This is a genomic window from Pseudomonas sp. DR208, assembly GCF_019823005.1.
GTDB lineage: Bacteria > Pseudomonadota > Gammaproteobacteria > Pseudomonadales > Pseudomonadaceae > Aquipseudomonas > Aquipseudomonas extremorientalis.
In genome coordinates, this window is the sequence record NZ_CP081944.1 from 3,484,440 (window position 1) to 3,508,749 (window position 24,310).

Here is a 24,310-nt window from a genome sequence, read left to right on the forward strand (position 1 = left end):
GTCTCAGGCTTCCACAACCTGTGGCAGCCACTGTTGCTGGGGAATCGGCAACTGGCAGGAATCACCGCGGCCGATCGGGTAGTACTGGAAGCCTTTGCGTGCCAGGCGCTCGCCGTCGTAGAGGTTGCGGCCGTCGAAGATCACCGGGGTTTTCAGGCGCTGGTGGATCAGGTCGAAGTCAGGCGCCTTGAATTGCTGCCATTCGGTGCAGACGATCAGCGCATCGGCACCGCCCAGTGTGGATTCCGGGGTGCCCATGAGCATCAGCCGTGGGTCATCGCCATAGATGCGTTGGGTTTCCTGCATGGCTTCCGGGTCGAATGCGCGCACGTTGGCGCCGGCGGCCCACAACGCTTCCATCAGCACGCGGCTGGGGGCATCGCGCATGTCGTCGGTGTTGGGCTTGAACGCCAGGCCCCACAGGGCAAAGGTCTTGCCGCGCAGGTCGCCCTTGAAGAACGCATTGATCCGTTCGAACAACTTGCTCTTCTGGCGCTGGTTGATGGCTTCTACCGCTTCCAGCAGGTCGCTGGAGCAGTTGGCTTGCCTGGCGCTGTGGATCAGGGCGCGCATGTCCTTGGGGAAGCACGAACCGCCGTAGCCGCAGCCAGGGTAGATAAAGTGGTAGCCGATGCGCGAGTCGGCGCCAATGCCCAGACGCACGGCTTCGATGTCCGCCCCCAGGTGTTCGGCCAGCTCGGCGATCTGGTTGATAAAGCTGATCTTGGTCGCCAGCATGCAGTTGGCGGCGTACTTGGTCAGCTCGGCACTGCGCAGGTCCATGAAAATGATGCGGTCATGGTTGCGGTTGAACGGTGCATACAGGTCGCGCATCACGTCGCGCACTTCTTCGCGCTCACAACCGATGATGATGCGGTCCGGGCGGCGGCAGTCGGCCACGGCCGAGCCTTCCTTGAGGAATTCCGGGTTGGAGACGATATCGAACTCCAGGTGCCGGCCGGCCAGGTGCAGGGCTTTTTCGATGTGGGCGCGCAGGGTGTCGCCGGTGCCGACCGGCACGGTGGATTTTTCCACCAGGATCACCGGCTCTTTGCGGTGGCGGGCGACGGCGTCGCCTACCGACAGCACGTATTTCAGGTCGGCCGAGCCGTCTTCGTCCGAAGGCGTGCCCACGGCAATGAACAGGACTTCGCCGTGTTCCACCGCCAACTTTTCATCATGGGTGAAGTGCAGCCGCCCACTCTCCAGGTTTTCCTTGACCATCGCAGCCAGCCCCGGCTCGAAGATGGTCACATGGCCTTTTTGCAGTGACTCGACCTTGTTCTTGTCAACGTCCATGCAAATGACATCGTGGCCGACTTCAGCCAACACGGTGGCCTGCACCAGACCGACGTAACCGCTACCAAATACACTGATTTTCATGGGGCATTCCTGGGACTTGTGGCGCTAGCACGACGAGAGTTGATAACCAGAACACCGAGGATGACCAAGGCCACCCCCAGGGTTTTTGAAACGGAAAAATGTTCGTTGAACACCGGCAGGCTGGCCGCCAGCAGGTACACCAAGGCATAGCTGATGCTCAGTAGCGAATAGGCGCGGCCCAGCGGCAAATGCTTGAGCGCACCGAGCCAGCAGAGCATCGACAGTGCGTAGGCCAGGATCGCCAGGGTCACGACGCCGAGGGCGCCCAGGTCGATGCTGTTCTGGCTCAAGGCATCCAGCCATCCGCTGGGCAGCGGCAGGCGCGTCATGCTCCAGCGCATGCCCAGTTGGGCCGCACTGACCAGGCCGACGCTGCCCAGGGCCAGGGCAAACCCCTTCATCCGGCTCATACCTGGCGCCCCAGCAGCACGACACCGCCGATCACCAGCGCGACACCCAGCCAATGGCGGGTATCGATGTGCTCTTTGAACACAAAACGCGCGACCAGCGTGACCAGCACGAAGTTGAGGCTGAGCATCGGGTAGGCAATACCGACTTCCAGGCGTTGCAACACCAGCAGCCACACCAGCAGGCCCAGGCCCAGGCACACCAGCGCCGACCACAACCAGGGCGAGCGCAGTTTCAGCGCCCAGCCATCCGGCAGGTCGCGCCAGCGTTCCACGGCGAACTTCTGGGAGACCTGTCCCATGCAGGTGAGCAGGCAGGCGGCCAGTAACAGCAGCAAGGTGATCATTGCGCGGCCTGGGGGAAGATCAGGATCACGATGTTGCCTTGTTCGTAGCGCTTGCCGTCCTTGGGCAGCAAGTCGACTTCGGCGATTTCATCGTCGCCCTTGACCCGCATGACCACGCCGACCGGCCCCTTTTGGCGCGCATCGCTCATCCATTGCTGGACTTGGGTGGTATCCACCTTGTGGTGCGTGGCGTCCGCGTAGGCCAGGCCGTATTTGACTTCGCCGACGGTGTTGTAGAGCGTCACGTCCGGGCGCGCCAGGCGCCATGACAGCGCCGACGCTGCGCCCAGGTCATTGCTCAGCAGGGCCGTGGCCGGTTGCAGCTCTTGCAGGTGATCAATGATGAATTGGTCAGGCGTCTTGTTGTACACCACTGAATGCGGCAGGGCAGCTGGCAACAAGGCCACCATCAGCCAACTGCCGAGTACCGGTGCGGCCCACAGGTGCAAAGGCCGGGCCGCCTGCAACAGGTTGACCAGGATCCAGGCAAACAGAAAGGTGAACACCAACACCAGGCTGAGGGTTTCCTGGCCGTGCTCGTACACCGGCTTCTTCATTTGCAGCCAGGTCAGCGCGAGCAATGCCACTACACCGATGATCAGGTTCAGCCAGCCGTTGATGCGCAGCGCACGGCTGCGTCCCTGGGCCAGTTTGTCCGCCAGGGTATTGCCCATCAACAAGGCCAGGGGCAGCAGGCACGGCATGATGTAGGACGGCAGCTTGCCCTTGGCCAGGCTGAAGAAGGCCAGGGGCATCAGCAGCCACAGCACGACAAAACCGATTTTTGCGCTGCGTTTGTCCCGCCACGCCTGTTTGAGGGTAGACGGCAACAACGCCACCCACGGCAGGCAGAACGCAACCAACAGCGGCAGGTAATACCAGAACGGCTCGGCGTGCTGGGCATCGTCACCGGCGAAGCGCTGGATATGCTCGTGCCAGAAGAAGAAATTCCAGTAGTCCGGCTCTTGCAGGTGCACCGCCAGCGCCCATGGCAAGCTGACGACAATCGCCACCACCACGGCGACCACGCCGTAGCCCAGCAGCTCACGCAAACGCTTCTGCCAGATCGCATAGGGCAGGGCGATCAACACCGGCAGCAACCACGCCAGAAAGCCCTTGGTCATAAAGCCCATGCCGCAGGCAAAACCGAGCAACGCCCAGGACCCCAGGCGCCCATTGCGGGTGGTGCTGTCGAAGCAGAACCACAGGGCGGCTCCGGTCAGGTTGACCCAGAAGGTGAACTGCGGATCCAGATTGGCGTAGCCACCGAGCAAGGCCACGCTGACAAAACTCATGTACAGCACGGTGCTGACCAGGGTTTTGCGCGGGTCATTCCACAGCCGACGCGACACCCCGTACACCAGCAGGATGCTCAAGCCGGTGCTCAGGGCCGAGGCAAACCGCACGCCGAACAGGTTCTGCCCGAAGATCGCCTGGCCCAGCGCGATCATCCAGTAACCCGCCGCCGGTTTTTCGAAGTAGCGGATGCCCATGAAGTGCGGCGAAGCCCACTTGCCGGTCAGCAGCATTTCCTGGCTGATCTGTGCGTAACGGGTTTCATCCGGGATCCACAGGCCATGGGTGGCCAGCGGCAGCAGGTAGAACACGCCAAACGCCAACAGCAGCAGGGGCAAGGCCCAACGGCGGATCATGCCTGTTGCACTCCGAGCCAACCCTCGCGGCCCGGCAACGCACCGCGTACCAGTTGTTGCTGGGGCAGGGTGGTCACGTCCAACGGCAACAGGTCGCCCAGTGGTTTGAAGTCGATGCCGCGCTGCCCGGCCTGGGCGAGCAACTGGCGAAAATCGTTGGCCATCAGAATCCCTTCTACTTCGGCGTGGATCGTATAGACATTGAGTTTCGACTCGGCAAAACGGTCGAGGATGAACCCATTGAAGTCTTTGGCAGCCACCACCGGCCCGACAACTTCGTCGAAGGTCGGCAGGTCTACCGGAATTTGTGGGGTGCCCGCACTGCCATCGGCCAGGGTTGGACGAAACAGGCTGGTGCCCCGGCAATCGCTGTTGTAGCGAAAGTTGAAACCTTGCTTGGCTTGCACCACGCGTTCATCCGCGCGCCAACCGGCGGCGGCGGAACAGTCGATGCGCTCACCGAGGATGTCGCTGAGGGTGTCGACGCCACGGCGAATCTGTTCGATCAACTGCGCCTCGCTCCAGCGCCCGGTGTTGGCCTGCCAGCCGTGGTGATCCCAGGCGTGCAGGCCCACTTCGTGCCCGGCGGCCTTGGCCTGGCGCATCAAGTGCCCCAGGTCACGGCCGATCGGCTTGCCCGGCCAGGCGGTGCCGGCGAGCAAGATGTCCAGGCCATACAGGCCGACCGCATTGGAACGCAGCATCTTCCACAGGAATTGCGGACGGATGAGACGCCACAAGTGGCGCCCCATGTTGTCAGGCCCGACACTGAAGAAGAACGTTGCCTTCACCGAGGCTTCATCCAGGGACTCGAGCAACCGTGGCACACCTTCACGGGTGCCACGGTAGGTGTCGACGTCGATGCGAAGACCTGCATCCATTACTTTTTGTCCGCGATTTCGAGCATGGCTTCACGCAGGAAGAAGTCCAGGGTGTTGCCGATGGTTTCGCTCATTTCCACGGTCGGCTCCCAGTCCAGCAGGCGCTTGGCGTTTTCGATGCTTGGCTTGCGATGCGCCACGTCCTGGTAACCGGTGCCGTAGAACGCCTTGCTTTCTACGTCGCGGAAACCGGCGAACGGTGGGAAGTTGCCACGCAACGGGTGCGCTTCGAACTGACGCAGCAGTTCTTCGCCCAACTGACGGATGCTGGCTTCGTTTTCCGGGTTGCCGATGTTGATGATCTGGCCGTCGCACTCGCCGTTTTTGTTATCAATGATGCGGGCCAGGGCTTCGATGCCGTCAGCGATATCGGTAAAGCAACGCTTCTGCTCGCCGCCGTCGAACAGGCGGATCGGCGTACCTTCCACCAGGTTCAGGATCAATTGGGTGATTGCGCGAGAACTGCCGATACGCGCCGAATCCAGGCGGTCCAGGCGTGGGCCCATCCAGTTGAACGGACGGAACAGGGTGAATTTCAGGCCCTTGTCACCGTACGCCCAGATCACACGGTCCAGCAGCTGCTTGGAAACCGAGTAGATCCAGCGCTGTTTGTTGACCGGACCCACCACCAGGTTGGAGGTGTCTTCGTCGAAGTACTGGTCCTGGCACATGCCATAGACTTCGGAGGTCGACGGGAAGATCACGCGCTTGTTGTACTTGACGCAGTAGCGCACCAGCTTGAGGTTTTCTTCGAAGTCCAGTTCGAACACGCGCAGCGGGTTGCGGGTGTATTCGATTGGCGTGGCGATGGCCACCAGCGGCAGGACCACGTCGCACTTCTTGATGTGGTACTCGATCCACTCGGTGTGGATGCTGATATCGCCTTCGACGTAATGGAAGTTCGGGTGGCTGCGCAGGCGCTCGATGGCGTCCGAACCGATGTCCAGGCCGTAGATTTCATAACGGTCGTCGCGCAGCAGGCGCTCGGACAGGTGGTTGCCGATAAAGCCGTTCACACCCAGGATCAGCACCCTGGTACGCCGTGGCTTGCGGCCGGACTCGGCGCCGCGCAGCACGGAGCCGTCGACCAGGCCCAGTGCGTCCGCCAGGGCTGGGCCGGCGAGGAACAGGCCGTCGGCGTTGCGCTGGCCGAACTTGACCACCAGGGAGTCTTCACCGCAGGCGATGCGCAGCGGGTTGACGCTGATCACACGGCCCGGCGCCAGGCCTTCGTTGCCCTTGACCACTTCGGCCTGCCAGACGATCAACTTGTGTTCGCCCACGGCGCAGAAGGCGCCTGGGTACGGTTGGGTCACGGCGCGCACCAGGTTGAACAGTTCTTCAGCCGGTTTTTTCCACTCCAGCTTGCCATCGGCGGCAGTGCGGCGGCCGAAGTAAGTGGCCTGGCTTTCGTCCTGGGCGGTTTCCGTCAGCTTGCCCTGGGCCAGTTGCGGCAGGGCGTCGCGCAGCAGGGTGCTGGCGGCGTCGCGCAGTTTGGCGTGCAGGGTCAGGCCGGTGTCGTTGCGTTCGATGATGACTTTCTGCTGGGCCAGGATCGCGCCGGCATCGGCACGCTTGACCATGCGGTGCAGGGTCACGCCGGTTTCGGTCTCGCCGTTGACCAGTACCCAGTTGGCCGGGGCGCGGCCACGGTATTTCGGCAGCAACGAGCCGTGCAGGTTGAACGCGCCTTTGCTGGCGGTGGCCAGCAGGGCCTCGCTGAGCAGGTTGCGGTAGTAGAACGAGAAAATGTAGTCCGGGTTCAGCTTGGCGATGCGCTCGATCCACAGCGGGTGGTTGGCGTCTTCCGGGGCATGCACCGGGATGCCATTGCGCGCGCACAGTTGTGCGACGGAACCGTAGAAGTTGTTTTCCTTGGGGTCATCGGCATGGGTGAACACGGCAGCAATTTCGTAACCGGTGTTGAGCAGCGCTTCAATGCCTGCACAACCAATATCGTGGTACGCGAATACAACAGCTTTTGAACTCATGATTAGACCTGATCAGCAGAAGTAGAAGTATGGGAGGACACCAGGCCGTCTACGACGACCACGGGAGCCGGTGCTGCCGGTTGGTTGCGCAGCACTTTTTCGATAAAGAAGCGTGGACGGGCGCGCACGTCGCTGTACATGCGGCCCAGGTATTCACCCAAGAGGCCCATGCCGATGAACTGGCCGCCGGTGAACACGAACAACACCGCGAACAGCACGAACAAACCGTCGCCAGCCCAGTCGGCGCCAAAGGCCAGGCGCAGGATGATCAATGCGAAGGCAAACAGCACACCCAGCGCCGCCAGGCTGAAGCCGACGATGGACAGCAGTCGCAGTGGGGTAGTGGTCATGCAGGTCAGCAAGTCGAACATCAGGCTGATCAGGCGCATGGCGCTGTATTTGGATTCGCCGTGTTCCCGCTCGGCGTGGTGCACCAGGATTTCCGTGGTGTGCCGGGCAAAGCCGTTGGCCAGGATCGGGATGAAGGTGCTGCGCTCACGGCAGGCGAGCATCGCGTCGACAATGGTGCGGCGGTAGGCGCGCAGCATGCAGCCGTAGTCGCTCATGGCTACGCCGGTGGAGCGCTGCACGGCCAGGTTGATCAGGCGCGACGGCCAGCGGCGAAAGGCCGAGTCCTGACGGTTGTTGCGCACGGTGGCAACCACGTCGTAGCCCAGGGCAGCTTGCTCGACCAGGCGCGGGATTTCTTCGGGCGGGTTTTGCAGGTCGGCGTCTAGGGTGATCACCACTTCGCCTCGGCATTGCTCGAAACCGGCCATGATCGCGGCATGCTGGCCGTAGTTGCGGTTGAGAATTACCGCGACCACGTTGCTGCCGTCTTCCGAGGCGGCGTCTTCCAGCAGTTGGGCCGAATTGTCGCGGCTACCGTCATCCACCAGGATGATTTCGTATGCGTAGGCCAGTTGCTTGCAGGCTGCGGTGGTACGGCGCAGCAATTCAGGCAGGCTTTCTTGTTCGTTGTAGACCGGGATAACGATCGACACGCAATGAATAGGGTAGGGTTTCAAAGATTCATGACCTCGGGGTTAGAGCAACTTGGAGCGTGGAAACAGCAGCAATCATTAGGCAAACGTCCAGAATGCAGGTTGGAAAGCGGCACTGAAGATAGAACGTAATCAAGAGGTTAGACGATATAGCGCGGTTTGCTATGAAGTGCTGTATCCAAGATTAAGCGTAAAAATGTGGAACAGATATGAAAGGCAGATGAAAAACTCGTTTATTTGACAGGTAGACAGCTAGGGTTCAGCTAAGTGGACGAGGTGCCAGGCAAGGCGTCCGGGCGAGTGCGACGCGATGTTATTCAATCCGGTGTTCAGTAAAGAATATTCTCTGCAATGCCCGCCAAGTGCCGGTAAAGTAAGCCGTCTCTTGCCAGGGTGAACGGATGAATAGCGTGCAGCTTTTACGCGGCCAATTGCGGCCAGTGTTGATGGGGTTGTTGATGAGCGTCGCGTGCATCACCACCGTATGCGCCGATGATGGGGTGGCGCTGACCAGCATCGACCAGGTGCCGGACGGCGTGGAAGTGCGCGGCAAGCAGATCGCCGCGTATACCTGGGACGATAAACAAGGCAAGAACCTGCTGGTGCTCGCCGAACAAGTCAGCGAGCGCGATGACGACGGCACCCAGTCGGCATTCGTGTATGCGGCCCAGTACCTGATCGACGGCAACCGCCCCAAGCGCGTGTGGATGCTCTACGACGATGTGCAGCACTGCGAATTCGATGCGTCCCTGCGCTTTGACAGGGCTGCAACCAAAGTCACCGACCTCACTGGCGACGGCATCACCCAGGCCACCGTGGGCTATTCGCGCACCTGCACCAGTGATGTCAGCCCCAACGAATTCAAGTTGATCATGCACGTCGGCAAGTCGCAGAAGTACCGCCTGCGTGGGGTCGACCGCGTCGGTGCGGCCTGGTGGGACGAAGAGGCCGGCGCCCTGCGCGGCATGCCGCTGCCCAAGGACTGCAGCGTGGCCGCTCAGCAGGCGCTGGTCAGCCAGTACAAAGAGCAGGGCACCGAGTTGCCGTTGCCGGGGTGTTATGGCGATGAGAAGGACTTTGCCAAGGCGCCCGCTCCGTACTTGGATTTCATGCGCACCCAATGGTTTGCGTTGATGCAGAAACAGGATGAGACTTGGAGCCAACCGCAAACCGAGGACGGCCCGGTTGAGCCCGACTAGCTGCCAAGGCCTCAAGGTAAAACCATCAGTATTTTTTTTGCTGCATATTTTCGACATCTGAAAGCAATTGCAGATTCTGAGCGAAAGCCGGCGTGCCATGTTCATTCTTCTGCACGCCCTGTAACGCTTTCAGCGCAATGGCTGTCGTTTGATTGTTGACCGTTTGGGCCAATGCCTGCATTTCATTGCTTTTGCCGTTCCCAGTCGCTACATGGTTGCGCAGGTTGAGCATTGTCTGGCGCAATGTTTGAGTGTCTTTGCCTGTTATAGCGGCTGGATATCGGGTTGAAAATCGCTCTATCTTTTCGATTTTTCTATCGAGAGCATTGACCTGCTTATTGATCTGGTTGAAGTCATCCCGGGAGATATCAACCTTGGCTTTGTTTTCCACCGTCGCAAAATACGAGGGGGCATACAGTGTTGTGTTGTACGCAGGAGGCTGGCTGTCTGGAGCAATGGATGAGTGCTTGACAGCCCAGGGATTAGGGTTCGCATAACGCGAGGTAGGAGTGTCAATAGGCATAAAGTGACCTTTGTCTGAGTGAATGAGCAGGGATGAAAAGCTGAAAATAAAGCAAGGCGCCTACAAAGCAGCATAGGAAAATGCTTCGACCGGTAGTGATTAGGCTTATCGCTCCATAGGACAATACGGCGCGTACCTGACGCGTTGACGCACCGCCTCGCGGTACGTTTCAGTACTTTGTACCAGCGGTACTCATGGGCTAGACTTCTTTGCTCTGTTCAATCGTAAATATGTCGATTTAACAATCAGTTAAATGGTGTATTTGAACCAAAGGCTGATCTAGCTTGACTGAGTCTATCCGCAACCCGCTGACCCTCTACCTCACCCGCCTGGCCCCCTCCAGCCAATTGACCATGCGCTACGTGCTGCAAGATGCGGCCGATCGCCTGGGCTTCGAGGACATCAACCTCGAAGACATCGACTGGCACTTGCTGCAGCCCGAACACGTCATTGCCCTGGTCGCCGCCTTGCGCGAAGACGGTTATGCGCCGAATACCTCCTCGTTGTATGTGAACGCGGTGCGCGGGGTGATGAATGAGGCGTGGCGCCTGAACCTGATCAGCCAGGAGCACCTGTTGCGCATGCGCACGGTCAAGGCTGCACCCGGCACGCGCCTGGGCCAGGGCCGCAACCTGCGGCGCAGCCTGATCCGCGAAATGATGGAAGTCTGCGCCGCCGACCCACGGCCCCAGGGCCTGCGAGACGCCGCAGTGATCGGTATTCTCTACGGCTCCGGCATGCGCAAGTCGGAATCGGTCAATCTCGACCTGGCCCAGATCAACTTCGAAGAGCGCAGCCTGCGGGTGATCGGCAAGGGCAACAAGGAGTTGATCAAGTACGCGCCGGACTGGGCGTTCGCCAAATTGCAGGCGTGGCTGGCGTTTCGGCGCGAGCAGCTCAAGGAGGGCGAGCAGGATGACAGCTTCCTGTTCAACCGTATCCGCCGTGGCAGCCACATCACCCGCGAGCGCATCACCAAACATGCCATTTACTACATCGCCCGCCAGCGCGGCGAACAGGTGGGCGTGAAGATCATGCCCCATGACTTCCGTCGCTCGTTCATCACCCGGGTGATCGAGGAGCATGACCTGTCGATCGCGCAGAAGCTCGCACACCATACCAATATCCAGACCACCGCCAGTTATGACGTGCGTGACGACAATGAGCGACGGCGGGCGGTGGACCGGTTTGACCTGTAGGGTTGACGATTGCAGCCCCCCCTCAGGGGGGGCGATGCAGTTTTAGAGAATAGGTTTGCCGCCAGTGACCGCGTAGCGCGATCCGGAGATGTAGCTGGCTTCGTCCGAGGCCAACAACACATAGATCGGCGCGACTTCCACCGGTTGGCCAGGGCGGCCCAGCGGGGTTTCGCTGCCGAAGCTCTGCACATCTTCATCGGTCATGGTCGCCACGATCAACGGCGTCCAGATCGGGCCCGGGGCTACGCTGTTGACGCGTATACCCTTGCTGCCGAGCAACTGCGCCAAGCCACCGGTGAAATTGGCAATCGCACCCTTGGTGGCTGCATACGGCATCAGCGTCGGCTTGGGCATGTCTGAGTTGACGGACGTGGTGTTAATGATCGAACTGCCAGCCTTCATATGCGGCACCGCTGCCTTGCACAGGCGAAACATTGCGGTGATGTTGATATCGAAGGTCTTGACCCATTCCTCGTCCGAGATTTCTTCAAGAGTCTCGTGGCTCATCTGGAACGCTGCGTTATTGACCAGCACGTCGATACGGCCGAATTGCTCGACCGTTTTGTCGACCAGTTCGTGGCACACGCTTTTCTGAGCGATATCGCCGGGCAGCAGCAGGCATTGGCGACCGGCTTCCTCGACCCAACGCGCAGTTTCCCTGGCGTCCTCGTGCTCATCCAGATAAGCGATGGCCACATCGGCGCCTTCACGGGCAAACGCGATGGCGACGGCGCGCCCGATGCCGCTGTCGGCCCCAGTGATCAGGGCGATCTTGTTGGCCAACCGTCCGGAGCCCTTGTAGCTCTGTTCACCGCAATCCGGGTACGGGTCCATTTTCTTCTGCGAACCAGGTACGGTCTGCGCTTGGGGGGCGAAGGGAGGGTGAGGGTAATCAGTCATGTCAATCTCCATAGTTTCCAACGTGGCTATGGGATTAGTAGTTGCCGGCCGGTTGATAGTTGTAACGGATGCCGCCGAGGGCCGACGAGTGGTTGGCGTTGGCCCCAGGCAACGCCAACCTCAAGTGCATGGGCCGCCCTCAGGACGAGGGTGGGGCGCTCGCCAGGTGAGCCGGCAGGCGCCGCAGTGTCCACACCGTGGTGAACATCGCCGCTATGGCGCACAGCGCAATCCCGATCAGCATCGGCGCCGGCGTGTGATCGGCGAACACCCCGATCAGGGTCATGGACAGGGCCCCGATGATCATCTGGATCGCACCGAGCAAGGCCGAGGCAGAACCGGCCACGGCACCATGATCCTCCAGGGACAATACCCCGGCGGCCGGCAGCAGCAGGCCGAGAAAGCCGAAGCCGATAAACAGCAAGGCCATGGTCAGGGCCAGGCTGTCGACCCACAGCGTAGTGACGGCCAGGACAGCCATCACTGCAGCCACAGCCGCTACCGACCAAAGAATCAACGGCGCCAGGCCAAAGCGCGCACTGAGGCGCGCAGTGAGTTGGCTCATGGCGAAAAACGACGCGGCATTCAACGCAAAGGCCAGGCTGAACTGCGTGGGTGTGAGGCCGTAATGCTCGATGTACACGAACGGCGCGCTGCCGATAAACACGAAGAAGGTCGCCAGGCCAAATCCGCACACCACCGACAGGCCGATGAATACCGGGTCACGCAACAACGCGCCATAACTGCTGAAGGCACTGCCCAGGGTCTTGCCCAACCGGCGTTCGGCAGGGTGGGTTTCGGGCAGTTGCACGATGGTCATTACCAGACACGCCAGCGCGAGCACCGCCAGCACGGCGAATACTTCGCGCCAGCTCCACAGCGAAATCACCAGGCTGCCGGCCAATGGCGCGAGAATCGGCGAGACGCTCATCACCAGCATCAGCAAGGACATCAACTTCGCGGCCTCATGCCCCGTGTACAGGTCACGCACGATGGCCCGGGGAATCACCATGCCGGCGCATGCGCCGAAAGCCTGCAGGGCGCGAAAGGCAATCAGGGTTTCGATCGTCGGCGCCAAGGCGCATCCGACACTGGCCACGGCAAAAATCACCAGGCCGGCATAGATCGGCGGTTTGCGCCCGAATACATCGCTGACCGGCCCGTAGAACAACTGGCATACGCCGACGATCACGAAGAACACCGTCAGGCTCATCTGCACCCGCGCCGGCGAGGCATGCAGGCTCGCGCCGAGGGTCGGCAGTGCGGGCAGGTAGATGTCGATGGCGAAAGGGCCGACGGCGGTGATCAACCCCAGTAGCAGGGCGAGGTGGGCGATACGTCGAGACATGAGCGGTTCCGCACGGAAAAGGGCGGTCAGCTTAAGGGATCCACGCAGATCCGCAAACTTAGGCTTCAATAACCAGGGACGGTGGCCGATAACATCAGAAGCGGGGCGTCTGCGGTTGGGCTCCCAACCGGATGACCAGGCAAGGGGATTTTTGCATGACGATCAAACTACGCTTGATGTTGTTGATAGCGACTGGCTTGCTCACTGCTTTGATCATGAGCCTTACCGGTTACCTGGGCAATTCACGGATGGGCGATGCCGTACAGGACAGCGAGGTCAGCATGACGGTGCTGCGCAACCACATGGAAGCCGACATGATGCACGACGCCCTGCGCGCCGATGTGCTGTCTGCGATGCTGGTGGGCCTGGGCAAAAGCACCAGCACACCGGCCGAGGTCAGCGCTTCGCTCAAGGAACACGCCGAACACTTTCGCCAGGTACTGTCGGATAACCTCGCGCTGCCGCTGGACGCTTCGCTCAAGGCCAACCTGGAAAAAATCAAACCGAGCCTGGACAACTACATCGCCACCGGTGAGCGCATCGTCGCGCTGGCGCTGGACAATCCCGAAGCCGCTCGCGCGGAACTGGGCACGTTCAATGCCGCCTTCACTCAGCTTGAAGATCAAATGGCTGCGCTGAGCGAGCTGATCGAGACCAACACCCAGCAGACAAGTGTCGGCACACGGCAGACCATCAGCAACGCCAATTTCACCCTGGGCGCAGTGTTGATCGCCAGCCTTTTACTGCTGTTGGCCCAGGGGCGCTGGGTGATGCTCAGCATCATGGCGCCATTGCAGGCCGCCAGCCGCATTGCCGCCAGCATTGCGCGGGGCAACTTGAGCGAAGCGATTGTCGAACCCCGGCGCAAAGACGAAGCCAGCGCCTTGATTCGCAGCCTCGCCACCATGCAACGGGACTTGCGCGGCATGATCGAAGTGGTGCGCAGCAACGCCCACGGCGTCAGCGGCATGAGCGAGCAACTGAGCCACGGCTGCCATGAAGTGGCCGGCAGCAGCCAGCAACAGAGTGCGGCGGCCAGCACCATGGCCGCGGCCGCGAGTGAAATGACCGCCAGTATCGAGGAAATCACTCGGCATGCCGGGCGCGCATTGGACATGGCCAACCAGGCCGAGACCTTGGCCAAGGACGGTGGGCGGGTGATTCATCAGGTGGTCAACGACATGGGCGGCATTGCCCGCTCCGCGCAGCAGTCGGCCCAGGTGATTCGTACGCTGGACAAGGAGTCCGAGGCAATTTTCAGCATTATCCAAGTGATCAAGGGGATCGCCGACCAGACCAACCTGCTGGCCCTGAATGCCGCGATCGAGGCCGCCCGCGCCGGTGAACAGGGGCGGGGGTTCGCAGTGGTTGCCGATGAGGTTCGCAGCCTGGCCGGCCGTACCAGTGCCTCAACCCTGGAAATCGCCAGCATGGTCCAGCGTATCCAGCAAAGCACGCGCGAAGCGGTGACCAGCATGGAGGAGGGCGTGGCTCAAGTGGATAAGGGCATGGCGGTGACCGCCGAGGTGGAGCGGGCGATTCGCGAAATTCTGCAAGCCACCTTGAACACCACGGAAATGGTCAACGATATCTCCCGCACCATTGGTGAACAGAGCCTGGCCAGCAACGAAATTGCGCACCAGGTGGAGATGATTGCGGGCATGTCGGAAAACAACAGTCGCGTCATTGGCCAAACGGCGTCGACAACGGATGAGTTGTCCGGCCTGGCCGGTAAGCTTTCGCAGTCAGTTGATCGGTTTCACTTGTAACCTACTGATTTAACTCAACTAAATGACTATTTAGTTGAGTTGGCAATCAGGGCAGGGGGCTCAGGATTGGGAGAGGGCAGACGTCCGCCGTGCAGCGATGCGCTCTACCGTTTGCATATGCTGCGTACCCCATTGGCACAATCCACCCAATGCCGACGCCAGGGACTCCCCGAACGGTGTCAGGGAATACTCGACTTTGGGCGGTATTTCCTGGAAATCCACGCGAAAAATGATCTCATCGCGCTCCAATTCCTTGAGTTGCTGGATCAGCACCTTATCGGTCACACCGCCAATCGCGCGTCTTAATTCTCCATATCGATGAACATTCTGCGCCAGGTTGAATAGCACCAGCGGCTTCCATTTGCCGCCAATCACCGCCAGGGCAGCCTCAAGTCCGCAATTGAATGAGTTATTGGCCATGATTGAAGTATCTCCCAAGGGTACTTACTAAAAGGTGCATACTATTCAAAAGAATAGAGCGGATCTAGAGTTGCGCCTCAACATTCTTTTTTGGAGTCATCATGAGCAAGCTCAACGGGAAAATCGCAGTGGTTACCGGCGGTAACAGCGGCATCGGCCTGGCAACCGCGATTCGCTTTGCAGCTGAAGGCGCACAGGTGGTGATTGTAGGTCGTCGACAGTCAGAACTGGACAAGGCGCTGACGCTGATCGGGCCTGGAGCCATCGCCATCCAGGCCGACATTGCCAAGCTGGACGACCTGGACCGTGTGTTCACCCAGGTAAAAGCTGCCAAGGGCCGGGTTGACATACTGTTTGCCAATGCAGGCCTGGGGGATTTCCAACCGATCGGCTCGATCACCGAGGAATCATTCGACCGCACGTTCGGCATCAACGTCAAAGGCACGCTGTTCACCGTGCAAAAAGCCTTGCCACTGATGCAGGCCGGCGGTTCCGTGATCCTGACTGGCTCGACCACCGGGACAATGGGCACCGCGGCGTTCAGCGTGTACAGCGCCACCAAAGCGGCTCTGCGTAATTTCGCCAGGAGCTGGGCGCTGGATCTCAAAGGCACCGGCATTCGTGTGAACGTACTGTCGCCAGGCCCGATCTCGACACCAGGTCTGGACTCGGCGTTGTCAGGCACGGGCCAGAAGGAAGCGATCATCGACGACATGACGGCACAGGTTCCGCTGGGCCGTATCGGTCAACCTGAAGAAGTGGCAGCCGCCGCGTTGTTCCTGGCATCGGATGAGAGCAGCTTCATGACGGGCAGTGAAATGTTTGTCGATGGAGGCTTTGCTCAGGTTTAAGCATGACAGGGGTTTTGCCCGTTGAAATCTGACGGGCACTGCCTCTGATTGCGCAATACGGTATTACGCATAATGTATATTATGTTAAATCATGTATTACTCTAGGCTTATCGCTCAGCTACTTTATGGATCTCAGCAACCACCTGCTTCACTGCCTCTTCAATCGCACCCTCATTACGACACAACACCCAGCCCTGACCCACAATCGCCCGCTCGAACATCTCTGTGCATGCAACATGCTCTGCATACTTCTGAATCACAGTGCCGCCCAATCCTCGTGAACGTGCCGTTGCTCTCGCCCATGAAATATTCGGCGCGGTGATCACACCGACATGCAGATCCGGCACTCGCACGCTTCGCTCCAGGTTCAACTGCAGAATCTCTGCAAACGGAATCGTGTGTCGAAACGCAGCCTCAGACGGATACCAGCGATCAATCAATATGATGCTGCCCAACGGCTGCCGAGTCAGGACATTCCGGGATATCCAACTGCGACTCTCGGCAAAGCGCTCGCACACAGCCCATTCCAGATCCCGTGAGGGATTTCTGGCAAGTTCGTTCACCAGGGCCATGGTTTCCCCTCTGTAGGGATCGCTTTTTCGCTCGCAAAGCCGGATGACTTTCTTGTTGTCCGCCCTCAGTGCTGCCGTTACGGCCTCCAACAACGTGGTTTTGCCGGTGCCTTTGGGGCCGTCCAGAGAAACAAAAAGCGGAGCATTCATTTTTCACACAGCGGTCAGGACGATGATCACCACTCTAACTGCATTTGCAGCAGGCCACGCATCCAAGCACTTTCACAAGTAATTTTCCTACCCCCTAGGTATGCTCCGCGTCTATTGCCGATCACTGATACCGGGATGCCCGCCCAAGTCAAGGCTTTGGTCATATCAGGTATTAAGGTGTTGATTGAACCAGCTGGCGGCGGCTTCACTGGTGACCTTGAAGTGTTCAACATAGGGGGTGAAGTGCCCTCCTTTGATCATCACAAGCTTCTTTGGCTCCAGCGCTTTTTCATAGGCTGTGAGGCATATATCCGTGGCGGTCAAAAGATCGTTATCCCCCACAATCATCAGGAACGGCGTGGGGCTGATACGCGAGATGAAATGCCCAGGTTCGTTCTCCCGAAACAGCTCAGTGCTCCTTAAGGTCACCTCATTCTTCCAATTCGGCGCAAACGACCTAGTGTTCATAAAATACTCATAACTATCTACGCCTACCATGGCACAGGCAACGCCAGGGTCATCGGATACCGCCGCAATGATTGCGGGTTGTGCACCTGCAAAACGGGCCTTCCGGTCATTGTCATAGCGTGCAAGCATGGCAGGCACAAGGTCCGAGCGCAGTCGACGTTTCGCCGACTCATGGCCACTGATGGAGGGAACCTGCGCAACAACACACTTTACGCGACGATCGATTGCGGCAACTTCTATGACATGCCCGCCGCTCAGACTTGTTCCCCAGATACCAATTCGCTGTGGATCGATGCCTGGAAGCGACTGCAGAAAGGTAATGGCGTCGCGATAGCCCCGGCGCTGCAATACAGGGTCCATCTCTTGGCGCGGCGTTCCTTCACTTTCGCCAAAGTTTGCATGGTCATAGACCAGTACATGAAAACCTTCCGAACAGAATACCTCCGCATATTTATCAAGATATTGTTCCTTGACCGAGGTAAAACCGTGTGCCATGACAACAGCGGGTGTTGTAGACGATGTGTTTGCTGGCTCATAAAGCCAGCCTTTTAATAGAGTACCCTCGGACACAAAACTGATGTTGCTGCGTTTCATAACGTCCTCGTCAAATTCAAACTAGTCGCCGATGCACTGAAGAGCGCGCGCGTAACGGCCTTTAATCGCGGTACATCACGCAAATCCCGATGGTAGCCAAGCCAGAGTTCCCGACCGGGTGGAGGCGTTTGCAGATCAATCACTTTAAGGCCCGGGATTTTTTGACCCACGACCACGGGCAATACGGCGAGCCCTAGCCCCGCCGCGCATAACTGTGCCTGAATAATCCGATCATTACTGCGTTGCATGACAGAGGCATCAGGCAGCAATTTCTGTATCCATGCCACATCCGGAAAATGGTTGAAGTCTGCATTCATCAGAATCAGGTTGACTCCCTCCCCTGTATGGCTAGCGACGCTGTAGTTCTGCGCCGCGTACACCGCATATCTCACGTCCATCAATTTGCGCTGAACGATATCAGGTTGGTCGAAGGGAACATTTCTAAGTGCCACGTCAGCTTCACGCCTCGATAAATCGAGCATGCGCGGCGAAGTCAGGATTTCCACTCGAATATTCGGATGTTTGCGTGCGACGCTCACCATCAAGTCAGGCATTACATAGCCAGCGAACCACTCCGGACAGGTAATTCTTATACCGCCCTCAAGGTGCTCATCATGTACTGCGATCTTTCGATGTAACGCCAAAGCGCTTTGCTCCATGCGTTCTGCCAGGTCGAGAATGGATTCGCCTTCCGCTGTGATCACCAGTCCGTCACCGGTGCGCTGGAACAGTTTCTGCCCCAGCGCTTCTTCCAGGGCCTGCACACGGCGGCTGACCGTAGGCCGGCTCACTCTCAGTTGCGTTGCTGCATCGGCATAGGTTCCAGCACGCACAACGGCAAGAAAGACCTTAACATCACCCCACTCCATATGATTGCTCCTTGTCTTTGGTGCCGTTGTGCTTAATCACGTAGCACTCATTTCTGAACGGGCTGCCAGAAGTAGTCTTCACCCTTCTTTTGCACCTTGCCAATACCAGGGAAATCAATGTGGGCGTCGGCAACCCAGTATGGGTGAGCGGCTGTGGAGGCATCTTCCAAGGCCGCCTTGCGGGTGCTGATTGCCTGGCTCGGGGTACTGTCGTAGATGACAGTGACTTGCGGCTCAGGGAATTGAACCGGTTGCACATGGATTACATCGCCCCAGAACAGCAATTGGTCCCCTCCTTCACTGACCTTGAATCCGGTATGCCCTGGGGTATGCCCGCGCAAATCGATGGCTTCTATGCCCGCAAAAAGCTGGTCGCCCCATTTGAATGTCCTGACACGGCCAGCTTCCTGATAAGGCTTGAGATAACGTTTGACTGCAGAGAATGCCTCAGGTTTGTCCTCTTTGCCCTGCGCAACGGAAGGGTCTGACATCCAGTAGTTCAACTCTTGGTCGTTGACTTCCACTACCGCATTCTTGAACGCGCGTTGTTGCCCGTTCAACAACCCCCCGATATGGTCGGCATGCAGATGGGTCATCAGCACCACATCGATCTGATCGGCGCTGTAGCCTGCGGCCTTCAGGCTTTCCTGCAGGCGGCCGGCGGTGCTTCCGGTCAGTTCGCCACCACCGGTGTCTATCAGGATTTGCTGGTCCCCGGTATCGACCAGATAAACATTGACGGACATGCGCGCATCTTTATCCAGCCCTGCCTGTTCAAGCAGCGTGCTTATGCGGGCGCCATCGCCCCCCTCAAGAATCTTGACCATATCGGCAGGAAGGTAACCGTCATAGAGGGCGACAACCTTGAACTTGCCGACATTCATCGAATAACTGGCCTGGGCGTCGGGCAGTGCAGATGCGAACACGCTATTGGAGATAGACAGTGCAAATGCGAACGGCAGTACTGCTGAGTAAATGGATTTAAATAGCTTCATAGTGTGGTTCCTGAAGTAGGTTGTGTTGCACACACTGTCCGTTATTGCCCCCCTGAAATAAACGGTTTTGTGTGAAACCCGCGCGTACAAAAATGTACGTCGCCCCCAGTTGTTCGTTCGCCAAATACGAATTGGGAGTGGACCTCGTCTCCAGTAATCAGGTGCGTGGATTCTTTCCCGACTGGAAAGACAATGAAGCCACGCCAGCGCCCTCGCCGTCGCGTTGCGCCAACGCGGGCATTCGGTGCAGGAGTATGTCGGGCGTTCACAGTTCCGCTGTGACTTGGCGAGCAGCGACGCCATCGGTGAATACTTCAGTCTGGGGGGGACAGCGAATTCTGGCGTATCGGCGTCACCAGGTAGGCTGACGTGGTGGTGAGTTTCGGCCGCATCGGCAGCAAGGTGTCAGACCTGGATCGAGTGTCGTGCACATGACGATTATGGCCATGTGAGGAGTGATGCACCTTGGACGCTCCAAAACCGTAAACCCGCATCCATCCCTAATGCTGAAACGTCATCATCTCCCCCTCGCCCGCATGTTAATCTCGCCCCACCACGAATAGACATTGATCGTCACAAGACGATGACCAGAACCAGGAAAGCCCATGCCAAAGATTTCTCACTCAGCCCTGCGCCGCAACTTCCGTGAATTGCTCGCCAACCCAACCTGCGTTGAAACCGCTTCCGTCTTTGACCCGATGTCGGCGCGTATCGCCGCTGACCTGGGTTTTGAAGTCGGCATCCTCGGTGGCTCCGTTGCTTCGTTGCAGGTATTGGCCGCACCCGATTTTGCGTTGATCACCCTGAGTGAGTTCGTTGAGCAAGCCACCCGTATCGGCCGCGTTGCCCAGTTGCCGTTCATTGCCGACGCCGACCACGGCTACGGTAACGCCCTGAATGTGATGCGTACCGTCGAAGAACTCGAGCGGGCCGGTGTGGCTGCGTTGACCATTGAAGACACGTTGCTGCCGGCGCAGTTCGGGCGCAAGTCGACGGATCTGATCTCCATTGAAGAAGGCATCGGCAAGGTCCGCGCGGCGCTGGAAGCACGTGTCGATCCCGAGTTGTCGATCATTGCCCGGACCAACGCCGGCGTGTTGCCGACCGAAGCCGTTATCGAGCGCACCCAGGCCTACCAGAAAGCCGGGGCCGACGGGATTTGCATGGTGGGTGTGGCCGATTTCGAGCACTTGGAGAAGATCGCGGAAAACCTGACGGTGCCGCTGATGCTGGTGACCTACGGCAACCCTAAGCTGAATGACGCCCAGCGTCTGGCCAGCCTCGGCGTGCGGGTGGTGGTGGCCGGCCACGGGGCTTACTTTGCCGCGATCAAGGCGACGTATGACAGCCTGCGTGCCCAGCGCCAGTTGACGCATAGCACCGATAATCTCAGTGCCACCGAGCTGACGCATACCTACACGTTGCCGGAAAGCTACGTGGCCTGGGCGGAAGAGTTCATGGACGTCAAAGAGTAAAGACAACCTCGGAGCGAGGGGGTCTCCCCCCTCCTCCCGTTCTCACGATGTCCACTGCTCCCCGCCTGGCCAATCCTTGGTGGGAATATCCGCAATGGTCCCGTCCTTGACCCCATCGATGCCATAACGCTCGATTGAATCCCCCAATATCTCGCCGAACTTGTCCGACTTGGCCTGTGCCTGTCCTTCCTTGACCAGCCCGGGCACGATGGCCGCCAGTACCGCCACGCCAGCCGCGAGGAAGCCCAGCACGCCCGCCGTGGCCGCCAGGCCCGGGAGAAAGCGCGGCAGGTTCGCCCCGAGCAAGCCAAGGCCGCCCTCCGCGGCCGAGGCGCTGCCGGCCAGTACACCCAGCGAGCCTGCGGTAATACCGAAGCCACCGCTTAGCTTGTCACCACGACGCAGCGCGTTGACGCCATCAAAAATGCCATAAGCCCCGGCGACGATACCGGCCAGGCCGCCGATACCTTTGGCGGCTTCCTCGAAGTTCTTCGCCACGACCTTGGCGTGCTTGCCGTCCTTGACGTTGTCCTTGACCTCATCGAGCAGGTCGAGCATGACCTTGCCGTCCTTCATATCCTTGAGGGTCTGCTCACCGTTCTTGATCGACTTGGCGAGGTGTTCCTGGTAGCCCTTGGTGCCGCCCTCGATCAGCACGGTGGTGGTCTGCACGGAACCGGTGGTGATGTCGACGATGTTGCGCGTGGTCAGCTTTCCACCGCTCTGCGCCCCGCGTGCAATGGTCACACCCGCCAGGAACAGCCCGCTCACCCCGTGCAGCACACCGCTGCCGTAGGCGCCCTTGGCGCCGCCGTTGGGGTCGAAGTTCGACAGCTTGCCCATTTTGTCCAGGGCCTTGGTGCCCTGGCGGAGCATGTCCCAGTTACCACGAAAGCCCGCCAGGACCTGGTCGGTGGTGGCCACGGTCCCGTCCTGGTTCAGCAGCAGCTCGGGGCTTTCCTGGCGCATCTGGTCGACCAGCTTGCGGACCTTGTCTTCGTCCAGCTCCGCGCCGCCGTCCTTGCCGAACGCAGCCTTGATGTCGTCGAAGCCAGCGCCCTTGAACAGGTTCTGCTGGGCGATGCTGGAGAAATTATCATTGAGCTGTTGGTCATACTGGGCCGTGAAGGTCGGATCAAGCGCGGCGTTATAGAGCGCCACTTCCAGGCTGAACTCCGAAGCGGCCTGCTCCGGCGTGTTGTCCTTGAGCAACTCGCGCAGGCGGTCGCCACTGGCCAACTGGTCCTTGTAGAAGGTCTTGAATGCTTCGTTATGCGAGGATTTGGCGACCGCGCCCTGGATCGCCTTGGCATCGTCAATGCCAAGCATCGACTGCAGGCTGGTGGCGGTGGCGTAGAAACCGGCCAGCGCTGTGTGCTGGTCGGTCTTGCCGTCCTTGGTGTTGGCATCCCACGCGGCGTCCAGTGCCTTGCCCGACTTCACCTGATCCTCGTAGGTCTTGGTGACCGCATCCTTCAGGCCGGGATTGTCTTCAAACAACGTCTTCACCGCCTGGTCGCCTGCGTTCCTGATGTACTCGGCGGTGGGTTTGTCGCCCTGCAAGATGGCCATGTGGTCGTTGATGTCCTGCAGCAGCTTTTGCGGCTCCCAGATCGCGCCGGAGCGGTTGGCGATGGAGACCTTGCCATAATCGCTGTTCCAGACCCCGGCGTTGGCGCCGTCGACCACCAGTTTCTGCGCTTCCTGCAGTTCCAGCAGCACCGCAGCCTTTTGTTCGGCCGTGTAGTTTTCCGGATGTTCGAAGATGTCCTTGTCGAGCTTGCGGGTGTCGACCTGGCCCGTGACAGTGCCGGTGGCCACGTCGGTGATCAGGCTGGCCAGGCTCTGGGCATCGGTGGGGGCGGCGGTCTTCAGCCAGGCTTGCACGTCGCTGCGGCTGACCTTGCCGTCGGGCTTGTCGCCGATACTGTTGCCGGCCGTATCGAGCTTGCGGAAGGCGCCGGGCTGGGCAAAGAAGTTGAGGGCCTCTTTCTCTTCCTTGCTCAACTGCGGATTTTGCTTGAGGTAGTCCTGGATGTTCTGTTCGGTGACGGCACTCTCGCCGCCAGTCTTGCCACGGATCGAATCGTACTTGGCATCCAGGATTGCGCCGTATTGAGCGATCTGCCTGGAGCCCGCGTCGGCATCCGGATGGGTGTCGAGAAAATCCTTATAGCTACCGATCTGGTCATTGGCCGAGGGCTTGGCCAATCCCTCGAAACCGTACTTGCCGAAGTCCTGCAGGCGCCCCGCTTCGGTGCCATGGCGCGCTTCCCCGCTCTTGGTAAAGCCGTCGATACTACCGTTGGCCACATCCTTGCCCGTCAGCGCGCGGCCTTGCTCGTCAAAACCCACCACCCGGTCGAGCACCTGGCTGGCACGGAAGGCCGCGTTCGGGTCCTTGTCGAAATCGCCGACCTGCTCCTTCAATGCATCTTTCACCCCACTCTGGTTGCCAAGGTTTTTCAGCAACGGGTTGTCATTGATGATGTCCTGGGCCGAGCGCGTGTCACCCTCGGGCAGTTCCCAGACGATGCCGACCTTTTCTGCGGCCTCACGGCGCTGGCCGTCCTGACCCACAGCGTCCACCTGTTGCCGTTCACCCTTGAGGTTCTCCCAACCATATTTGCCGAAGTCTTGCAGGCGTCCGGCCTCGGTGCCGTGCCTGGCGTCACCGCCTTTGGTGAAACCATCGACGCGGCCGTTGTCGATGGTATTGCCGGCCAGGCGTGAGCCGTTTTCGTCGAAGCGCTCGACATGCTCCAGCACCTGATTGGCGCGGTAGGCCGCGTCCGCATCGTGCTCGAAATCGCCGACCCGTTCGCGCAACTTGTCCTTCACCCCGCTCTGGTTGCCAAGGTTTTTCAGCAGTGGGCTGCCATCGATGATGTCCTGGGCCGAGCGAGAGTCATCCTTGGGCCGCTGCCACTCGATGCCGGCATCCCTGGCCTTGGCCCGATCAACCGCGTTGCCCCATTCGGCGCTGGTGTCTTTGCCCGTGACGCTCCTGATCGTGGGGGCCTTACTCACCGGTGCTGACATGCGTGTGCTCCTTGAAGACGGGGGCCGTGGCACGATCGTCAAAGGCGATCATGTCGGGCCAGTCAGGAGAGCAAAAACCTTGAGGGTTACTGAAAGATGACAGGCTGACTCACCGGGCCGGTGTTGCATGCCTTTCTGGTCACTGAGGTGCCCATGCTGAAGGGCCGAAACCCGGCTGTGAAATCTTGTGAAAAAATCCGCCGCAGAGTCTGCGGCGGCAACCAAAGGATGTTGTCGAAGCAGAGCGGCTAAGACAGGTTCAACGTACACC

The 24,310-nt window shown here is 59.5% G+C and carries 21 protein-coding genes and 1 pseudogene; 6 read left to right on the forward strand and 16 right to left on the reverse strand.

What is annotated here, in order from left to right; all coding sequences use genetic code 11:
* Positions 1 to 3: 3 nt before the first annotated feature.
* Genes K5K89_RS16030 through arnC form a run of 7 tightly spaced genes read right to left on the reverse strand, consistent with a single transcriptional unit; the run spans position 4 to position 7,689 of the window.
* The gene (locus tag K5K89_RS16030) at positions 4 to 1,383 is read right to left on the reverse strand and encodes a UDP-glucose dehydrogenase family protein (protein WP_071488303.1); all 1,380 of its coding nucleotides are present in this window, start codon (positions 1,381 to 1,383) and stop codon (positions 4 to 6) included.
* Positions 1,380 to 1,793, reverse strand: coding sequence for a 4-amino-4-deoxy-L-arabinose-phosphoundecaprenol flippase subunit ArnF (arnF, locus tag K5K89_RS16035; protein WP_222539769.1), 414 nt, complete (start codon positions 1,791 to 1,793; stop codon positions 1,380 to 1,382). The genes K5K89_RS16030 and arnF overlap by 4 nt, the downstream gene beginning before the upstream one ends.
* Complete coding sequence (gene arnE / locus K5K89_RS16040) at positions 1,790 to 2,137, reverse strand: 4-amino-4-deoxy-L-arabinose-phosphoundecaprenol flippase subunit ArnE (RefSeq protein WP_071488305.1); 348 nt, start codon at positions 2,135 to 2,137, stop codon at positions 1,790 to 1,792. Before arnE ends, arnF begins: the two co-directional genes overlap by 4 nt.
* Positions 2,134 to 3,789, reverse strand: a complete 1,656-nt coding sequence (gene arnT, locus K5K89_RS16045) for a lipid IV(A) 4-amino-4-deoxy-L-arabinosyltransferase (protein WP_071488306.1) — start codon at positions 3,787 to 3,789, stop codon at positions 2,134 to 2,136. Before arnT ends, arnE begins: the two co-directional genes overlap by 4 nt.
* On the reverse strand, positions 3,786 to 4,670 hold the full coding sequence (gene arnD / locus K5K89_RS16050) for a 4-deoxy-4-formamido-L-arabinose-phosphoundecaprenol deformylase (protein ID WP_093530841.1): 885 nt from the start codon (positions 4,668 to 4,670) through the stop codon (positions 3,786 to 3,788). Before arnD ends, arnT begins: the two co-directional genes overlap by 4 nt.
* Positions 4,670 to 6,661, reverse strand: a complete 1,992-nt coding sequence (gene arnA, locus K5K89_RS16055; RefSeq protein ID WP_222539770.1) for a bifunctional UDP-4-amino-4-deoxy-L-arabinose formyltransferase/UDP-glucuronic acid oxidase ArnA — start codon at positions 6,659 to 6,661, stop codon at positions 4,670 to 4,672. The genes arnD and arnA overlap by 1 nt, the downstream gene beginning before the upstream one ends.
* 2 nt (positions 6,662 to 6,663) lie before the next feature.
* Entirely contained in the window at positions 6,664 to 7,689 is a 1,026-nt protein-coding gene (gene arnC, locus K5K89_RS16060) for an undecaprenyl-phosphate 4-deoxy-4-formamido-L-arabinose transferase (protein ID WP_071488309.1), read from the reverse strand.
* A gap of 377 nt (positions 7,690 to 8,066) precedes the next feature.
* On the opposite strand from arnC, the gene K5K89_RS16065 reads away from it, so the two are divergent.
* The gene (locus K5K89_RS16065) at positions 8,067 to 8,864 is read left to right on the forward strand and encodes a M949_RS01915 family surface polysaccharide biosynthesis protein (RefSeq protein WP_071488310.1); all 798 of its coding nucleotides are present in this window, start codon (positions 8,067 to 8,069) and stop codon (positions 8,862 to 8,864) included.
* A 25-nt stretch (positions 8,865 to 8,889) separates the two neighbouring features.
* On the opposite strand, the gene K5K89_RS16070 is transcribed toward K5K89_RS16065, so the two are convergent.
* The gene (locus tag K5K89_RS16070) at positions 8,890 to 9,387 is read right to left on the reverse strand and encodes a hypothetical protein (protein WP_092243576.1); all 498 of its coding nucleotides are present in this window, start codon (positions 9,385 to 9,387) and stop codon (positions 8,890 to 8,892) included.
* 284 nt (positions 9,388 to 9,671) lie between these two features.
* On the opposite strand from K5K89_RS16070, the gene xerC reads away from it, so the two are divergent.
* Positions 9,672 to 10,586 carry a tyrosine recombinase XerC gene (xerC, locus tag K5K89_RS16075; protein ID WP_093513243.1) on the forward strand — a complete coding sequence of 305 codons (915 nt, stop codon included), beginning with the start codon at positions 9,672 to 9,674 and terminating at the stop codon, positions 10,584 to 10,586.
* A gap of 42 nt (positions 10,587 to 10,628) precedes the next feature.
* Here the strand turns inward: xerC and K5K89_RS16080 are convergent, their stop codons facing one another.
* The gene (locus K5K89_RS16080) at positions 10,629 to 11,486 is read right to left on the reverse strand and encodes an SDR family oxidoreductase (protein ID WP_071488313.1); all 858 of its coding nucleotides are present in this window, start codon (positions 11,484 to 11,486) and stop codon (positions 10,629 to 10,631) included.
* Between the two features lie 139 nt (positions 11,487 to 11,625).
* The gene (locus K5K89_RS16085; RefSeq protein WP_071488314.1) at positions 11,626 to 12,834 is read right to left on the reverse strand and encodes a multidrug effflux MFS transporter; all 1,209 of its coding nucleotides are present in this window, start codon (positions 12,832 to 12,834) and stop codon (positions 11,626 to 11,628) included.
* Between the two features lie 155 nt (positions 12,835 to 12,989).
* On the opposite strand from K5K89_RS16085, the pseudogene K5K89_RS29010 reads away from it, so the two are divergent.
* Both K5K89_RS29010 and K5K89_RS29015 read left to right on the forward strand, forming a co-directional pair.
* Positions 12,990 to 13,745 (forward strand): annotated as a pseudogene (locus K5K89_RS29010) (MCP four helix bundle domain-containing protein); the annotation flags it as partial.
* 132 nt (positions 13,746 to 13,877) lie between these two features.
* Positions 13,878 to 14,603, forward strand: coding sequence for a methyl-accepting chemotaxis protein (locus tag K5K89_RS29015; RefSeq protein ID WP_371917394.1), 726 nt, complete (start codon positions 13,878 to 13,880; stop codon positions 14,601 to 14,603).
* Positions 14,604 to 14,663: 60 nt separating this feature from the next.
* Here the strand turns inward: K5K89_RS29015 and K5K89_RS16095 are convergent, their stop codons facing one another.
* Positions 14,664 to 15,023: a winged helix-turn-helix transcriptional regulator gene (locus K5K89_RS16095; RefSeq protein ID WP_071488316.1), complete on the reverse strand. Its 360-nt coding sequence runs from the start codon at positions 15,021 to 15,023 to the stop codon at positions 14,664 to 14,666.
* Positions 15,024 to 15,124: 101 nt separating this feature from the next.
* Between K5K89_RS16095 and K5K89_RS16100 the strand changes: the two genes are divergently transcribed.
* Positions 15,125 to 15,874 (forward strand): SDR family NAD(P)-dependent oxidoreductase, encoded by a 750-nt coding sequence (locus K5K89_RS16100; protein WP_071488317.1) that lies wholly within the window; start codon positions 15,125 to 15,127, stop codon positions 15,872 to 15,874.
* 107 nt (positions 15,875 to 15,981) lie between these two features.
* On the opposite strand, the gene K5K89_RS16105 is transcribed toward K5K89_RS16100, so the two are convergent.
* The 4 genes from K5K89_RS16105 to K5K89_RS16120 all read right to left on the reverse strand — a co-directional run bounded on the left by K5K89_RS16105 (position 15,982) and on the right by K5K89_RS16120 (position 19,522).
* Positions 15,982 to 16,596, reverse strand: coding sequence for a dTMP kinase (locus K5K89_RS16105; protein WP_222539772.1), 615 nt, complete (start codon positions 16,594 to 16,596; stop codon positions 15,982 to 15,984).
* Between the two features lie 165 nt (positions 16,597 to 16,761).
* Complete coding sequence (locus K5K89_RS16110) at positions 16,762 to 17,658, reverse strand: alpha/beta hydrolase (protein ID WP_071488319.1); 897 nt, start codon at positions 17,656 to 17,658, stop codon at positions 16,762 to 16,764.
* Positions 17,655 to 18,527 (reverse strand): LysR family transcriptional regulator, encoded by an 873-nt coding sequence (locus tag K5K89_RS16115; protein WP_222539773.1) that lies wholly within the window; start codon positions 18,525 to 18,527, stop codon positions 17,655 to 17,657. Before K5K89_RS16115 ends, K5K89_RS16110 begins: the two co-directional genes overlap by 4 nt.
* 47 nt (positions 18,528 to 18,574) lie before the next feature.
* Entirely contained in the window at positions 18,575 to 19,522 is a 948-nt protein-coding gene (locus K5K89_RS16120; RefSeq protein WP_222539774.1) for an MBL fold metallo-hydrolase, read from the reverse strand.
* Between the two features lie 605 nt (positions 19,523 to 20,127).
* Here K5K89_RS16120 and K5K89_RS16125 point away from each other — a divergent pair.
* Entirely contained in the window at positions 20,128 to 20,997 is an 870-nt protein-coding gene (locus K5K89_RS16125; protein WP_071488322.1) for an oxaloacetate decarboxylase, read from the forward strand.
* 42 nt (positions 20,998 to 21,039) lie between these two features.
* Here the strand turns inward: K5K89_RS16125 and K5K89_RS16130 are convergent, their stop codons facing one another.
* On the reverse strand, positions 21,040 to 24,039 hold the full coding sequence (locus K5K89_RS16130) for a type III effector HrpK domain-containing protein (RefSeq protein ID WP_222539775.1): 3,000 nt from the start codon (positions 24,037 to 24,039) through the stop codon (positions 21,040 to 21,042).
* Between the last annotated feature and the right edge of the window lie 271 nt (positions 24,040 to 24,310).